Here is a 15,445-nt window from a genome sequence, read left to right as displayed (position 1 = left end):
CCTGCCGGATGCGAGGACGACGGGAAGGAGCCGGGATGCAGATGCGTACGGCGGTGTGGGCGGCCAGGGTGCTCGCCGCTGCGGGGCTCGCGGTCGACGCGTATGTGCACGCCGACCTCGCCCCGCAGTACGACGCGGTCAAGGCCACCTTCAGCCAGGGCGACCTGTTCCGCATCGAGGCGGCGATCTCCGCGCTCGCCGCCCTGCTGGTGCTGGCCTGGCGGCGGCTGCCCGGCGACGCCTTCGGCTGGCTCGTGGCCGCCGGCGGCTTCGCGCTGCTGGTCGTCTACCGCTACGTCGACGTCGGCAAGCTGGGGCCGCTGCCCAACATGTACGAACCGGTGTGGTTCACCGAGAAGCGGGTCGTCGCCGTGGCCCAGCTCGTCACGGTCGTCACCGCCGCCTTCCTGGTCGCGGTGGACGTACGCGACCGGCGCCATCAGCGCCATCTGCGCTGACCCGGTCACCCGCCCGTCAGGGAACCGCCGTGCAGCACCAGCAGGGCGACGGCGGTCAGCGCCATCGCCAGCGTGGCCAGGAAGGGCAGCCGGCTCGCGGGGTTCGCGCCGGGGCCGGCGCCCGGCGACGCGGCCGCCGTGGTCGCCGCCGCCAGGGCCGCGGTCACCACCAGCGCCGCCCAGCCCGCCCCGCCCACCGGCCCCGGCGGACCCAGCACCAGCACCGCGGACGCCGCCAGCAGCGGCAGCGGCGCCAGCACCCTCGTACGCCGGCGCCCCAGCCGCTGCGGCAGGCCCCGCACACCCGCGGCCAGATCCGCGTCGATGTCCGGCAGCACGTTCGTGAAGTGGGCGCCCACGCCGAGCAGGGCGCCCGCCGCCATCGCCCACGCCGGCGGCCACGGCCGCCCCGGCAGACCCAGCGTCACGAACGCCGGCAGCAGCCCGAAGGCCAGGGCGTACGGCGCCCACGAGACCGCCGTGCGCTTCACCCCGAGGTTGTACGCCCAGGCCGCCGCCACGCCCGTCAGGTGCGCCGCCCCCGCCAGGCGGCCTGCGGCCAGCGACAGCACGACGCACGCGGCCAGTGCCGTGGCCGCGGCAGCGGCCACCGCCCCCGGGGACGCCGTGCCCGCGGCCAGCGGCTTGTCCGTGCGGCCCGCCGCGGTGTCGCGGGCCGCGTCCACGAAGTCGTTGCTCCAGCCCACCGACAACTGCCCGCACAACACGGCTGCGCCGAGCAGAGCGCACGCGCCAGGCGTGCGGCCGGAGGCCGCGGCCAGCACGGTCACCACGGCGGTCACCGCCGCGGTGGCCTCCACATGCGCCGCCCTGACCACACCCACCACCCCCCTTACGCTAGGCCCCCTTCCCCCCGGCCGGCCGTCGCCACGCCCGGGTGCCCCCTGCGGTGGGCGGTCGCCTTTCCCCCGGCCGGGCGTGCAAGGTGATTGCCACTTGCTGTGGCCACGCACCTTCCGGCGAGTGGGTGAATTGGGCGCGCAGTTCCCCGCGCCCCTAAAAACGCTCGCCCTCCCAGCCAGACGGCACCCCCTGAAAAACGCCCACCCTGCGGGAAGGAGGCAACAACCGGGGGCGCGGGGAACGGCGCGCGCAACCCACCACCGGGGGAATGGCGACATGGCACCGCAAGGGGCAGGACCTCAGGGGCGCGGGGAACTGCGCGCCCAGCCCGAACGGGCGAAAAGAATGCAACGCCACAGTAAGTGGCACCCACCCAGGGGCTCGGGGAACTGCGAGACCAGCCCACCGTCGGGGGAAAGGCGACCGCCCACAGCAAGTGGCACTCACCCAGGGGCGCGGGGAACTGCGCGCCCAGCCACTGCCGGGGGAAGGGCGGGGGACTGCTCGGAGGGGCAGAGGGGGGCGGGGCGACACACCGGGCGTTACCTGGGGGGAAACGGACGGACCGTGCGTAAGGTGGGTCAATGACCCGAATCGCCGGCGTGCAGACGGCGCTTCCGCCGTACCGGTACGAGCAGTACGAGATCACGGAAGCCCTGGCCGGCCTGGCCGCCGCCCCGCCGGCGGCAAGGGCCGTGCTGGACCGGGTGCACGCCGCCTCGGCGGTGCGGTCGCGCCGCCTCGCGCTCCCCCTGGAGCGCTACGCGTCACTGCACGGCTTCAAGGAAGCCAACGACGTCTTCATCGAAACCGCCCAGGAACTGGGCGAGGAAGCGGTCACCGGCGCTCTGCAGGCCGCCGGCATCCGCCCCGACGAGGTGGACCTCGTCATCTCCACCTCCGTCACCGGCATCGCCGCCCCCTCCGTCGAGGCGAGGATCGCCGGCCGGATCGGGTTGCGGCCGGACGTGAAGCGGCTGCCGGTGTTCGGGCTGGGATGCGTGGCCGGGGCCGCGGGCCTGGCGCGGCTGCACGACTACCTGGAAGCCCGCCCGCAGGGCGTCGCGGTGCTGCTGTCGGTGGAGCTGTGCTCGCTGACGCTGCAGCGCGACGACGCCTCGGCGGCGAACGTCGTGGCCGGCTCGCTGTTCGGCGACGGCGCCGCGGCGGTCGTGGCGGTGGGCCGGGACCGGGACGCGTCCGGCCCGGAGGTGGTGGCGACCCGTTCGCGGCTGTACCCGGACACGGAGCACCTGCTCGGCTGGGACGTCGGCGACGGCGGCTTCCGCATCGTGCTGGGCAGCGACCTGCCCGACCTGGTGGGGCGCCATCTCGGCCCGGAGGTCAGGGACTTCCTCGCCGACCACGACCTCAAGCCGCGGGACGTGGCGGGCTGGGTGTGCCACCCGGGCGGCCCGAAGGTGCTGGAGGCGGTCAGGCAGACGCTGGACCTGCCGGCCAGGGCGCTGGAGGCGACGTGGCGTTCGCTGGCCGAGGTCGGCAACCTCTCGTCGGCGTCGGTACTGCACATCCTGCGGGACGTCCTGGCCGGCGACCGGCCGCTGCCGGGCAGTCCGGGGGTGCTGCTGGCGATGGGCCCCGGCTTCTGCTCGGAAATCGTCCTCCTTCGCTGGTAGGTGCCGTTGATGCCGCCTTACACCTTGCTGGTCCTGCTGGTCGCCGCCGAGCGGCTGGTCGAGCTGAACGTCGCACGCCGCAACGCGGCCTGGAGCTTCGCGCGGGGCGGGCGGGAGCACGGTGGCGGGCACTACCCGGTGATGGTGCTGCTGCACACCGGGCTGCTGGCCGGCTGCCTGGCCGAAGTGCACTTCGGGGAACGGCCGTTCGCCGCGGCCCTGGGCTGGCCGATGCTGGCGCTGGTGCTGGCCGCGCAGGTGCTGCGCTGGTGGTGCGTGGCCGCGCTGGGGCCGCGTTGGAACACCCGGGTGATCGTGGTGCCCGGGCTGCCGCTGGTGGACCGCGGCCCTTACCGGCTGCTGCGGCACCCCAACTACGTGGCGGTGGTGGTGGAAGGCGCCGCGCTGCCGCTGGTGCACGGGGGGTGGATCACCGCGCTGTGCTTCACGGCGGCGAACGCGCGGCTGCTGGCGGTCCGGCTGCGCTGCGAGAACGCGGCGCTCGGCCTGGCGCCGGCGTGATCGACCTGCTGGTCGCGGGCGGCGGTCCCGCGGGGCTCGCCACCGCGATCCACGCGGCCAGGGCGGGACTCGATGTGGTGGTGGCCGAGCCGCGCCAGGGTCCTGTCGACAAGGCGTGCGGCGAGGGCCTGATGCCTTCCGCGGTGCGCTCGCTCGCCGACCTCGGGGTGGGCGTGGCCGGCCGGCCGCTGCACGGCATCGCTTACGTCGACGAGCGGCACCGCGCCGAGGCCCGCTTCCGCGCGGGACCGGGCCGGGGGGTGCGGCGCACCGAGCTGCACGCGGCGCTCGCGGCGACCGCGGCGGAACTGGGCGTGCCCGTCGTGCCGTTGCGCGTCGACGGGGTGCGGCAGGACGCGGGCAGCGTGACCGCGGCCGGTATCACCGCCCGCTACCTGGCCGCCGCCGACGGTCTGCACTCGCCGATCAGGCGCGGGCTGCGGCTGGGTGCGGGTCCCGACCCGCGCCCCGCCCGCTACGGGCTGCGCCGGCACTTCGCGGTCCGCCCGTGGTCGGACTGCGTCGAGGTGCACTGGTCGGCCCGCGCGGAGGCGTATGTCACCCCGCTGGGGCCGCAGTTGGTCGGGGTCGCGGTGCTGACCTGGGACCGTGCGCCCTTCGCCGGGCACCTGGCTGCCTTCCCGCGGCTGCTGGAGCGGCTGCCCGCGCAGGCGGTGACGCCCGCCAGGGGTGCGGGCCCGCTGCGGCAGCGGGTGCGCACGCCTGTGGCGGGGCGGGTGCTGCTGGTCGGCGACGCGGCCGGCTATGTGGACGCGCTGACCGGCGAGGGCATCGCGGTCGCGCTGGCGTCCGCCCGGCAGTTGGTTGACTGCGTGCTGGCCGGCCGGCCGCAGGACTACGACCGGGCATGGCGGCGGGCCTCGCGGGACTACCGGCTGCTCACCTCGTCGCTGCTGTGGCTGCGCGGCCGCCCGTGGTCCGCGCGCCGTATCGTCCCGGCCGCGGCCCGCTGCCCCGCGCTGTTCTCGGCCGCGGTCAACGTGCTGTCGTGACCGGCCGGTTCAGTGCGCGGCAGGGCCGTAGCGGAACCAGTCGTAGTCGGCGTGCCCCGTGCCGCCCGCCGGGCCTGTGGCGTACGGGCCGAGGTAGACGCCGGTGAAGCCGCCGGCGACCTGGCTGCTGAGGAAGCGGCCGTCGACCGTGCCGACGTCGCGCGAGCCGTCGGGGGACTGGGTGCAGGAGAAGGTGTAGTCCTGGCCCCTGGCCCGTACCCCGAGCCGCAACGGACCCGGGCGGACCGGGAGTTCGCCGCGTACGGTGTCGGTGCCCGCATTCCGCTCGGTCAGCCGGACGACGGTGCCGCCGTCCGCGCGGGCCGTCACCGTCAAGGTCACGTGGTGGCCGGGCGACTGCACCACCGCAAGGCCCGCGCACTCGCCGGGGCCGGCCGGGCGGAAGTCGAGGGCGGTCTCGGCGGCGAAGTCGATGTGCTGCTGGCGGCGCCCGGCGAAGGCCGGGGTGCTCTGCTCGGCCAGGGTCTGCGGGAGCAGCCGCAGCCGCAGGTGCCCGGGACGCTCGGTCAGGCTGTACGCGTCGGCCGCGGCACCCCGCAGCAGGTTCCAGCCGGCGCCGAGCACCGGGGCGTCGAAGTCGTCCACTGCTTCCGCCGCCGGCCACGGGTGCGCGGGCAGTGCGACCCCGGTGTGCTCGGTGAGCAGCCCCACGCCGGGGTTGAACACCGGCCAGCCCTGCTCCCACACCACCCGGGCCAGATGTGTCTCGCGCCCCAGGTTGGCGTACCTGCCGCCGTACATCCGGGAGGCCAGCACGGTCGCGTACCAGTCGCCGCCGGGCGTCCGGACCAGGTCGGCGTGGCCGACCCCGGACAGCGGGTAGGACAGGCCCAGGTGGCGGTGGGTGAGCACGGGGTTGCCCGGGTGGTTCTCGTACGGCCCCTCGACCTGCCGGCTGCGGGCCACGGTGACCGCGTGCTCGTACTCGGTGCCGCCCTCGGCGAGCAGCAGCACGTACCAGCCGTCGTGCCGGTACAGGTGCGGCCCCTCGGCCCAGCGGGCGTCGACCAGGGCGCCGCGGAAGAGCACCCGGTCGGGGCCGCTGAGCGCGCCGGTGGCCACGTCGAAGCCGCGCATCCACACCTCGGTGCGGCCGTCGGTGCCCGGCAGCAGCCGGGTGCCGAGCAGGTAGGCCGAGCCGTCGTCGTCGAAGAAGAGCGACGGGTCGAAGCCGGGGGCGTCGGGCAGCCACACCGGGTCCGACCAGTCGCCTGCCGGGTCGTCGGCGGAGACCAGGAAGTTGCCCGCGGCGCCGGGACCGCCGATCAGGGTGCACACCAGGTGGAAGCGGCCCGCGGCATGGCGCAGCGTCGGCGCGTACAGGCCGCCGCTCGCCCGCACCCCGCGCAGGTCCAACTGGCCCTCGCGGTCGATGGCGTGGCCGATCGGCCGCCAGTGGGCCAGGTCCCTGCTGTGGTGCAGCGGGATGCCGGGGAAGTAGGCGAAGGAGGAGCTGGCGAGGTAGTAGTCCTGTCCGACCCGGCACACCGAGGGGTCGGGGAAGCAGCCGGGCAGGACGGGGTTGTGGGCGGTGACGGTCATCAGCGGCGCGGGTCCCCGGGTGAGCCGGCGCGGTGGCTCTCGGGCGGCCCGAGGTAGCTGGGCCGCAGCCCGCCGGTGTCCACCACGAGTTTCTGCAGGACGACGGTGGGGTCGACGGCCCAGAACTTCAGGACGTGCCGGCCGGGCCTGCCGATGCGGTGGGTGGTCGTGGTGAGGTTGACGTTGTTCGAGGTGTTGCGCTCCCACTGCCGGTTCATGGTGCCGTCGTTGGCGCCGCTGGCCGCGGTGATGTTGACGGTCTGCGGTGCGTCGCCGTCGAAGGAGACCGCGTAGGCCAGGCCGCCGCGTGCGAAGACGTCGTTGCGCGGCGAGACGTACGCCGACACGGTCACCTCGCCCGCGGAGAACAGCGTCAGCTCGTACTCCAGGCGCGCGCTGCCGCCGCCGGGGGTCTGCCGGGGCGCGGTGACGGGGGAGGGGCGCATGCCGGAGCCGGTGCGGCCGATGTCGGTCAGGCAGACCCAGGACACCCCGCCGGCGGCGACCGCCCGCGAGGCGTGCGCCGCCTCGATCGAGACGCAGCCGCCCGCCTCGACGAAGCCGACGGGCCGGGCCGCGACCGGGTTGTCGATCACCGCCTGCACCTGGACGGCCACCCCGCCGGGGCCTGCCACCTCGACGGGCACCGTGGTCCTGCCCTTGGGCGCCCGCGACCAGTCGACCCGCAGGGTGACCCGCACCTGCTCCCGCACCCGGCCGCGGGGGCGGTCCGCCGTCAGCCAGTGCTCCGCGGGGGTGACCCGGTAGTCGAAGGGGGCCGCACCGCGGTTGAACACCTCGATGTACTGCGCCGGCTGGGTCTGGTAAGGGCTGAACGGCGGCAGTACCGCCGGTCCCGGCTCCCGCGGCCACCAGCGGTCCGAGCCGTCGATCGCGACGCCCATGGACGCCTGCGCCGGCAGGTCGACCCGCTGCAGGGCGGGGAAGATCACGTCGGGCAGCGCCTGGTTGTTCAACTCGGGCTGCTGCCAGGGAGCGTTGGGGCCGTAGCGGGCGACGTCGCCGTAGTCGATGTGCGGCTGGGTCTGGAAGCCCTTCCACTTGCCGCCCGCGACCTCGTCGTTGAAGCGGGCGGCCAGCGCCAGGTCGTCGGCGAAGCGCGCCTGCGCCACGTCCGCCAGCGAGTTGGCGGCAGCCCTGCCCTGCCCCGCGTAGTGCAGGCTGGTGAACTGCGCCTCGCGCAGGGCGTAGAGGTTCGCGGTGGCCTGCACCTCGTACTGCACCAGCTCGAAGTAGGCGTCCCGGGCGGACGCCGGCAGGGCGCGGGCGATCTGCCCGGCCGCGGCGCCCAGCGCCGCCCAGTCGGCGGTGACCGACTCCAGTTCGCGGTAGGAGGTCAGCGAGAAGGGCGTCGCCTGGTCGTCGTAGACCACCGCCGACGCGTCGTGCGCGACGTCCTTGGCCGGGTCCAGGGTGATGGCGCGGTTGAGCAGTTCGGGCTTGCGGCGGCTCTGCAGGTGGGCGTAGGTGTGCAGCACCTGCGCGATCGCCGCCGCGTGGGCGGGGCCGAAGTTCTCCGTGGCGTAGCGCCGCTCCCACTCCGGGATGTCGGCAAGCTGCCAGCGGTCGGGGTTCCAGGCGTAGTCCAGGAAGAACTGTGTCGGCAGCTCGTTGCCCTTGAGGTCGCCGGCGTTGGCGACCCACAGGGTGCGGACCCCGTAGGCGTACGTCTGGTGCAGCTGGTCCCACATGTTCGGCAGCGACGTGGTGTCGACCCACTTGTAGTCGCGCCCGCCGCCGACGTAGTCGAAGTGGTAGTAGAGCCCGTAGCCGGCGCTGCGCGGCGGCAGCGCGGGATCGGGGACCTTGCGGATGTTGCCCCAGTTGTCGTCGGTGAAGACCACGGTGACGTCGTCGGGGGCGCGCAGCCCGCTGTCCCAGTAGCGCTGCACCTCCTTGTACATCGTCCACACCTGCGGGACCTCGCCCGGACCAGCACCGGTGACGTCGGCGAGGATGGCGCGCTGGGCGGTGATGATCTGGTCCATCAGCTCGATGCCGTCGCCGTCGGCGAGGCTGGTGTCGCCGTTGCCGCGCATCCCGAGGGTGACCACGCCCTCGTAGCCCTCGTCGGCCATCCGCCGGATGCCGTCGGTCCAGTACGCCTTCAGCGCCTCCGCGTTGTGCCGGAAGCTCCACTCGCCGGTGCCGCCGTAGGGGTCGTGGCCCGGGGTGGTGATGGTGCCCGCGGCGTCGCGGACCGCGGCGACCGCGTGCCGGTTCCACTCCTCAATGCCGCGCATCATCGGCGCCTCGTGCGAGGTGCCCATGACGACGCCGTAGGCCGCGGCTGTGGCGTGGTTGAGCGGGTCGTCCTCGGCGAAGGCCCGCCCCCACACCGCGGGCCACAGGTAGTTGGCCTTCAGGCGCAGCATGACCTCGAAGACCTTCTCGTAAAAGGCGTGGTTGAAGCCGCCCGGGTAGCCGGGCGCAAGGCCGGGGCCGAAGACGGCCGGCGCCCAGGTGCCAAGCGACGGGTTCTCGTCGTTGATGAAGAAGCCGCGGTATTTCACCGCCGGTGTGCCCTGGGTGTGTGCGCCGGGCAGGGCGTACAGCGCGTGCCGCCGCTCGGGCTGCACGTCGTCCCAGTAGACCCACGGCGAGACGCCGATGCCGCGGGAGACGTCGTAGGCCCCGTAGATGGTGCCGCGCTGGTCGCTGCCGGCGATCACGAAAGCCCGGTCCACCCCGGGCATCGGGTGCTCGACGACCTGTTCGAGCGAGGTCTCCCAGCGGCCCGCGACACCGGCGACGTCCAGCCGGCCGGCGGCGACCAGGGCGTCGACCAGCGGGCTGCGGCCGATGGTGCCGACCAGCACGATCTGCCGGTGGGCGGGCTGCTCGCCGGCCGCGAGCACCGAGACCTGCGGGCGCACCCCGGTGACGCGTTCGAGGTCGGCGGCTAGGTCGCCGGTCACCCTGACGACGCCCTGGTGGTCATCGGCGCTGACCACCAGGGGCGTCGCCGCACCCGCCGCGACGAGCGGAAAGCTCCCCGGGCGGGGGTCCGTGGCGATGTACGCACCCGGGTCGGTGGGCTGCGGCCCGGAAGGCCGGCCGGCGGCGGGGGCGTCGGCGGCACTGGCCTGGCCGGCCAGGCCGAGGGTGCCCGCGACCGCGGGGAGTGCCGCGAGGGCCAGGCCCGCTCCGACGACCGACCTGCGCCGCGGGCCGCCGCCCTCCGCCCGCCCGGCGCCGCTGTCCTGCGCCGCGTGCCGGCTGTCCCCGCCGTCGCCCACTGCCGCCCCCACTGGTTCGCCGCACCGCGGTCCCGGCCAGGGGTCCGGCGTCCCGCGGCTCGGGTTTCGAAACTTGCGTGATCCTTCCGGAAGTTCCGAGTGACGTTAGAAGCGCCGGCCTGCCGCGTCAACCCTTCCGGTGCCGAGCCGGGGCGTGCGAGGGCGCGCGGCGGGCGCGGGACGGCCCGAAAGGTGCGCCGCCTTCTCAGCGGGGCGGGGGCGCTGCATATCCTGGGAGCCCACTGCGACAGGAGGCACCGGTGGCGTCAGACAGCGCGGGCCGGGTCACGATCGCCGACATCGCCCGCGAAGCGGGGGTGTCGCTGCCCACCGTCTCCCGGGTGCTCAACGGGCGAAGCGACGTGGCCGCGGCGACCCGCCGCCGGATCGAGGACCTGCTGGCCGAGCACGGCTACCGGCGCAGGGCCTCCGGCGCCGCGAACCGGGCCAACCTCATCGACCTGGTCTTCAACGACCTCGACAGCCCCTGGGCGGTGGAGATCCTGCGCGGCGTGGAGAAGGTCGCGCACGCCGCAGGGGTCGGCGCGGTGGTCTCCGCGGTGCACCACCAGGCCGCGTCCGCCCAGCAGTGGCTGGTCGGGGTGCGGTCGCGCAACTCCGACGGCGCGATCCTGGTCACCTCGGAACCCGCACCGCAGCTGAACGCCGAGCTGCGCAGGCTCGGCATGCCGCTGGTGGTCATCGACCCGGCGGGGGTGCCCACCTTCGACATACCCACGATCGGCGCGACCAACTGGGCCGGCGGCCGCAGCGCGGTGCTGCACCTGCTCGGGCTCGGGCACCGCAGGATCGGCATGATCGCCGGGCCGCCCGAGCTGCTGTGCAGCAGGGCGCGGCTGGACGGCTACCGCTCGGCCCTGGAGTCGGCCGGCGTCGAGGTGGACGACGACCTGGTCCGGGTGGGCGACTTCTCGCACGAGTCCGGCTTCACCCTGGGCTCCGCGCTGCTGGCCGGCCCCCGCCCGCCCACCGCGGTCTTCGCCTCCAGCGACCAGATGGCGCTGGGCGTCTACGAGGCCGCCCGGCAGGCGGGCCTGCGGGTGCCCGACGACCTGAGCGTCGTCGGCTTCGACGACCTGCCGCAGGCCCGCTGGTCGCCGCCGCCGCTGACCACCGTGCGCCAGCCGCTGGCCGAGATGGGCGCAGCCGCCGCCGACATGCTGCTCCAGCTCGTCCAGGGCCAGACCCCCGACGTGCTGCGGGTGGAGCTGTCCACCAGCCTGGTCGTGCGCGACAGTTCCGCCGCGCCGCCCCAGCCCTCCGCGGCGGGCGCTCGATAACACATCGGGGGCCGGTTTCCACCGACCGGCCGACAAGACCACTCCGATGGATCTCCTTATGCCGACATCTCCCGGGACGGGCGATATGCCTGTGCTATGCCGACAAGGGAGAGTTCCGATGGCGATGGCTGAACGCACCGCGCGCCGACGCGGCTATCGAGAAGGTATCGGCGGCGAGATGCTTGCCGAGTTCCTGGGAACGTTCGTGCTGATTCTGCTGGGCGTGGGGTCGGTGGCTGTCGCAGTCGTCGGCCTGCCCGGCTCGGGCCGACAGGCCGTGCCCTTCGGTGCCGCCAACTGGCTCATCATCTCGTGGGGCTGGGGCCTCGCGGTGGTGTTCGGTGTGTACGTGGCCGGCGGGATCAGCGGCGCCCACCTCAACCCCGCGGTGACCCTCGGCTTCGCGGTCAGGAAGGACTTCCCCTGGCGGAAGGTCCTGCCGTACTGGCTCGCCCAGGTCTTCGGCGCCTTCGTGGCCGCCGCCCTGGTCTACGCCTGCTACCGGTGGGCGATCGAGGCCTTCGACGGGAAGGCGGGGCTGGCCAGGGACAAGTCGCTGTCCACCTACTCGATCTTCGCCACCTTCCCCGCCGAGTACTTCGGCAACTCCTGGTGGGGTCCGCTGCTGGACCAGATCGTGGGTACGGGCATCCTGCTGCTGCTGATCTGCGCGCTGATCGACCTGCGCAACACGGCACCGCTGGCCAACCTGCACCCGTTCATCATCGGCCTGGTGGTCGTCGCGATCGGCCTGACCTTCGGCACCAACGCCGGGTACGCGATCAACCCCGCCCGCGACTTCGGCCCCCGGCTGTTCACGTACTTCGAAGGCTGGGGCTCCATCGCCCTGCCGGGGAAGTTCCAGTGGTTCGACCACTACTGGTGGATCCCCATCGTCGGCCCGCTCATCGGCGGTGTCGTCGGCGTGGCCGTCTACGACCTGATCATCAAGCCGGTGATCAGGGCGCGCAAGGGCGAGGAGGCCGAGGAGGGTCCCGCCGTCGAGGAGCTGTAGCCCCGACCGCACCCGGCGCCCGCACAGGCCCGGCCCCGGCGCACGACCGCGCCGGGGCCGGCCGGTGCGGGCGCCCCCTCGTCGAGGTCGCGACGGCGACGGGATATCTTGATATCAAGCAATGTCTGTCGTGGTGGAAAACGAAGCGGAGTAACCGGTGGCTGACTCGACCATCATCTATACGCACACCGACGAGGCGCCGGCGCTGGCGACGTATTCGTTCCTGCCGGTGATCGAGGCCTACGCCTCGACGGCCGGCGTCGCGGTCGAGAGCCGCGACATCTCGCTGGCCGGCCGGATCATCGCGGCCTTCCCCGAGTACCTGCAGCAGGAGCAGCGCATCGACGACGCGCTGGCCGAGCTGGGCCGGCTGGCCGGCACGCCGGAGGCGAACATCATCAAGCTGCCCAACGTCTCGGCGTCGATCCCGCAGCTCAAGGCCGCCGTCGCGGAGCTGCAGCAGCAGGGCTACGCGCTGCCCGACTACCCGGACGACCCGAAGACCGACCAGGAGCGCGACGTCCGCGTCCGCTACGACAAGATCAAGGGCAGCGCCGTCAACCCGGTGCTCCGCGAGGGCAACTCCGACCGCCGCGCCCCCGCCTCGGTGAAGAACTACGCCAAGGCCCACCCGCACCGCATGGGCGCCTGGACCCCCGAGTCGAAGACCAACGTCGCCACCATGGGCGCCGACGACTTCGCCACCACCGAGAAGTCCGCGGTCATCGCCGCGGACGGCTCCCTGCGCATCGAGCTGACCGGCGACGACGGCAGCACCACGGTGCTGCGCGAGTCGGTGCCGGTGCTGGCCGGCGAGGTCGTGGACGCCTCGGTCATGCGGGTCGCCGCGCTGCGCGAGTTCCTCACCGCCCAGGTCGCCAGGGCCAAGGCCGAGGGCGTGCTGTTCTCGGTGCACCTGAAGGCCACCATGATGAAGGTCTCCGACCCGATCATCTTCGGCCATGTCGTGCGGGCGTTCTTCCCCGAGACCTTCGCCGCCTACGGCGCCGTCCTCGCGGCGGCCGGCCTGACCCCCAACGACGGCCTCGGCGGCATCCTCAAGGGCCTGGAGTCGCTGCCCGACGGCGAGGCGATCAAGGCGTCCTTCGAGGCCGAGCTGGCCGCGGGCCCCGAGCTCGCGATGGTCGACTCCGACCGCGGCATCACCAACCTGCACGTGCCAAGCGACGTCATCGTGGACGCCTCGATGCCGGCCATGATCCGCACCTCGGGCCACATGTGGGGACCCGACGGCCAGGAGGCCGACACCCTCGCGGTGATCCCGGACAGCAGCTACGCCGGCGTCTACCAGGTCGTCATCGACGACTGCCGCGCGCACGGCGCCTTCGACCCGGCCACCATGGGCTCGGTGCCCAACGTCGGCCTGATGGCGCAGGCGGCAGAGGAGTACGGCAGCCACGACAAGACCTTCGAGATCCCGGTCACCGGCACCGTCCGGGTCGTCGACGGCACCGGCCGGGCGGTCCTGGAGCAGGTCGTCAGCGCGGGCGACGTCTTCCGCATGTGCCAGACCAAGGACATCCCGATCCGCGACTGGGTCAAGCTCGCCGTCACCCGCGCCCGCGCCACCGGCAGCCCCGCGGTCTTCTGGCTGGACGAGGCCCGCGCGCACGACGCCAACCTGATCGCCAAGGTCACGCAGTACCTGCCCGAGCACGACACCGAGGGCCTGCAGATCGAGATCATGGACCCGCAGTCCGCGACCGCGTTCTCGCTGGAGCGGATCCGCCGCGGCGAGGACACCGTCTCGGTGACCGGCAACGTGCTGCGCGACTACCTGACCGACCTCTTCCCGATCCTGGAGCTGGGCACCAGCGCCAAGATGCTCTCGGTGGTCCCGCTGATCAGCGGTGGCGGCCTGTTCGAGACCGGGGCCGGCGGCTCGGCGCCCAAGCACGTGCAGCAGCTGGTCAAGGAGAACTACCTGCGCTGGGACAGCCTGGGCGAGTTCTTCGCGCTGGCCGCCAGCTTCGAGCACCTGGCCGCCTCCACGGGCAACGCGCGGGCGCAGATCCTCGCCGACACCCTGGACCGCGCCACCGGCACCTTCCTCAACGAGGACCGCTCGCCCAGCCGCCGCCTCGGCGGCATCGACAACCGCGGCAGCCACTTCTACCTCGCGATGTACTGGGCGCAGGAGCTGGCCGCGCAGACCGCGGACGCGGCGCTCGCGGCGGCGTTCGAGGGGCTCGCGAAGACCCTCACCGAGCAGCAGGACGCCATCGTTACCGAATTGATCGCTGTCCAGGGATCGCCCGTCGACATCGGCGGTTACTACCAGCCCGACCCCGCCAAGGCGGCCGCCGTGATGCGCCCCTCGGCGACGTTCAACCAGGCCATCGCCTCGCTGGCCTGATCGACGCCCGCGGCGCGGGCGCCGCAAAACCCCCGCCGCCCCGGCCGGTTCGTCACCGTGCCGGGGCGGCGGCGTCTCAGCCAGTGACCGGTCCGACGATTTACTTCTTGACGTGCGGGCCAGGTGCCGAGTTGACTCACCCGCACTTGGGCCGCGTCGTGGCGGCCCTCTCAGGGGAGGCACCGCCGCAATGAACGCGATAGCGCGCCGTCTCGTCGTGGGAAGCGCAGTGATCACTCTTGCGCTCACCATGGCCGCGTGTGGCAAGGCCGGCGACGACAAGTCGTCCGACTCCAAGGACAAGACCATCGGGCTCCTGCTGCCCGACACGGTGACGGCACGGTACGAGCGGGCAGACAGGCCGCTGATCACCAACAAGATCAAGGAACTGTGCCCGGACTGCACCGTCGAGTACGACAACGCCGCCGGTGACGCCGCCAAGCAGGCGCAGCAGGTCAGCAGCATGATCGCCAAGGGCGTCAAGGTGCTGATCCTCGACGCGCAGGACGCGGTCGGCATCAAGTCCTCGGTCCAGGCCGCGGTCGACAAGGGTATCAAGGTCGTCGCCTACGACCGGCTGGCGCAGGGCCCGGTCTCGGCCTACGTCAGCTACGACAACGAGAAGGTCGGCGAGCTGCAGGGCCAGGCCCTGCTGGACGCCATGGGCCCGGCTGCCACCCCGCAGAGCAAGATCGTCATGATCAACGGCGACGACGCCGACCCCAACGCGGCGGAGTTCAAGGCCGGCGCGCACAAGATCCTCGACGGCAAGGTCAGCGTCGCCTACGAGGCGTCCGGCCTGTGGAAGGACACCGTCGCCAACCAGAAGGTCCAGGCGGCCATCACCTCGGTCGGCAAGGCCAACATCAAGGGCGTCTACTCCGCCAACGACACGATGGCCGGCGGTATCGCCACCGCCCTGAAGTCCAACAACATCAGCGTCCCGCTGACCGGGCAGGACGCCGACCTCGCCGCGATCCAGCGGATCCTGCTGGGCACCCAGACCTCGACGGTCTACAAGGCGCCCAAGCCCGAGGCCGAGAACACCGCGCAGATCGCGGTCGACCTGCTGGAGGGCAAGGACTTCAAGTCCATCGCCGACGCCACCAAGAAGAGCGGCTCGGGCAACGACGTGCCGTCCAAGCTGCTCGAGGCGGTCTCGGTGACCAAGGCCAACATCATGGACACGGTGGTCGCCGACGGCACCTACACCGTGGCCCAGATCTGCACCGCGGACTTCGCCGCGGCCTGCACCGCGGCCGGCGTCAAGTAGCACACAGCACCACAGGGGTCGCACCGACCCGAGGACCGGGCCGGCCGCTGCGAGCGGCCGGCCCGGTCCCTGCTGTTCCGGGGCTCCGCGAGAGTGCCGTGGCGGGCCGATCCCGCCCATCTTCTTGACGGTTCGCCAGGTCCCCCTGACACTGCCTTACGG

At 73.2% G+C, this 15,445-nt stretch carries 11 protein-coding genes; 8 read left to right on the top strand and 3 right to left on the bottom strand.

Features of this window, described 5'->3' with window-relative positions; translation table 11 throughout:
- The first annotated feature begins 35 nt into the window (after positions 1–35).
- Positions 36–458: a hypothetical protein gene (locus JT723_RS17100; RefSeq protein ID WP_240165744.1), complete on the top strand. Its 423-nt coding sequence runs from the start codon at positions 36–38 to the stop codon at positions 456–458.
- Between the two features lie 5 nt (positions 459–463).
- Here the strand turns inward: JT723_RS17100 and JT723_RS17095 are convergent, their stop codons facing one another.
- Positions 464–1,306 (bottom strand): UbiA family prenyltransferase, encoded by an 843-nt coding sequence (locus JT723_RS17095; protein ID WP_251513656.1) that lies wholly within the window; start codon positions 1,304–1,306, stop codon positions 464–466.
- Positions 1,307–1,906: 600 nt separating this feature from the next.
- On the opposite strand from JT723_RS17095, the gene JT723_RS17090 reads away from it, so the two are divergent.
- The 3 genes from JT723_RS17090 to JT723_RS17080 are packed head-to-tail and all read left to right on the top strand — an operon-like array spanning position 1,907 to position 4,494.
- Entirely contained in the window at positions 1,907–2,959 is a 1,053-nt protein-coding gene (locus JT723_RS17090; RefSeq protein WP_205045503.1) for a type III polyketide synthase, read from the top strand.
- A 9-nt stretch (positions 2,960–2,968) separates the two neighbouring features.
- Entirely contained in the window at positions 2,969–3,481 is a 513-nt protein-coding gene (locus JT723_RS17085; protein WP_205045502.1) for an isoprenylcysteine carboxyl methyltransferase family protein, read from the top strand.
- Positions 3,478–4,494, top strand: coding sequence for an NAD(P)/FAD-dependent oxidoreductase (locus JT723_RS17080; RefSeq protein WP_205045501.1), 1,017 nt, complete (start codon positions 3,478–3,480; stop codon positions 4,492–4,494). The genes JT723_RS17085 and JT723_RS17080 overlap by 4 nt, the downstream gene beginning before the upstream one ends.
- Before the next feature lie 9 nt (positions 4,495–4,503).
- Here JT723_RS17080 and JT723_RS17075 read toward each other — a convergent pair whose 3' ends face one another.
- The gene (locus tag JT723_RS17075) at positions 4,504–6,057 is read right to left on the bottom strand and encodes a glycoside hydrolase family 43 protein (RefSeq protein WP_205045500.1); all 1,554 of its coding nucleotides are present in this window, start codon (positions 6,055–6,057) and stop codon (positions 4,504–4,506) included.
- Positions 6,057–9,218: a glycosyl hydrolase 115 family protein gene (locus JT723_RS17070; RefSeq protein ID WP_240165763.1), complete on the bottom strand. Its 3,162-nt coding sequence runs from the start codon at positions 9,216–9,218 to the stop codon at positions 6,057–6,059. The genes JT723_RS17075 and JT723_RS17070 overlap by 1 nt, the downstream gene beginning before the upstream one ends.
- A gap of 359 nt (positions 9,219–9,577) precedes the next feature.
- Between JT723_RS17070 and JT723_RS17065 the strand changes: the two genes are divergently transcribed.
- The 4 genes from JT723_RS17065 (at position 9,578) to JT723_RS17050 (ending at position 15,283) form a co-directional block, all read left to right on the top strand.
- A complete protein-coding gene (locus tag JT723_RS17065) occupies positions 9,578–10,618 on the top strand; it encodes a LacI family DNA-binding transcriptional regulator (RefSeq protein ID WP_205045498.1) in 1,041 nt (346 codons plus the stop codon).
- 124 nt (positions 10,619–10,742) lie between these two features.
- Positions 10,743–11,633 (top strand): MIP/aquaporin family protein, encoded by an 891-nt coding sequence (locus JT723_RS17060; RefSeq protein ID WP_205045626.1) that lies wholly within the window; start codon positions 10,743–10,745, stop codon positions 11,631–11,633.
- Positions 11,634–11,790: 157 nt separating this feature from the next.
- Positions 11,791–14,010: an NADP-dependent isocitrate dehydrogenase gene (locus tag JT723_RS17055; RefSeq protein WP_205045497.1), complete on the top strand. Its 2,220-nt coding sequence runs from the start codon at positions 11,791–11,793 to the stop codon at positions 14,008–14,010.
- A 190-nt stretch (positions 14,011–14,200) separates the two neighbouring features.
- A complete protein-coding gene (locus JT723_RS17050; RefSeq protein ID WP_205045496.1) occupies positions 14,201–15,283 on the top strand; it encodes a sugar ABC transporter substrate-binding protein in 1,083 nt (360 codons plus the stop codon).
- The last annotated feature ends 162 nt before the right edge of the window (positions 15,284–15,445 follow it).

The sequence above is a fragment of the Actinacidiphila bryophytorum genome (assembly GCF_016916835.1).
In the GTDB taxonomy this organism is placed as follows: Bacteria; Actinomycetota; Actinomycetes; order Streptomycetales; family Streptomycetaceae; genus Actinacidiphila; species Actinacidiphila bryophytorum.
Note: the sequence above shows the minus strand (reverse complement) of the source record. Positions and strands in the feature narration are given on the sequence as shown.

Bases quoted from the DNA above. Each gene is read 5' to 3' on its own strand.
- JT723_RS17100 (WP_240165744.1), top strand. From the start codon at position 36: ATGCAGATGCGTACGGCGGTGTGGGCGGCCAGGGTGCTCGCCGCTGCG.
- JT723_RS17090 (WP_205045503.1), top strand. From the start codon at position 1,907: ATGACCCGAATCGCCGGCGTGCAGACGGCGCTTCCGCCGTACCGGTAC.
- JT723_RS17085 (WP_205045502.1), top strand. From the start codon at position 2,969: ATGCCGCCTTACACCTTGCTGGTCCTGCTGGTCGCCGCCGAGCGGCTG.
- JT723_RS17075 (WP_205045500.1), bottom strand. From the start codon at position 6,057: ATGACCGTCACCGCCCACAACCCCGTCCTGCCCGGCTGCTTCCCCGAC.
- JT723_RS17060 (WP_205045626.1), top strand. From the start codon at position 10,743: ATGGCTGAACGCACCGCGCGCCGACGCGGCTATCGAGAAGGTATCGGC.
- JT723_RS17050 (WP_205045496.1), top strand. From the start codon at position 14,201: ATGAACGCGATAGCGCGCCGTCTCGTCGTGGGAAGCGCAGTGATCACT.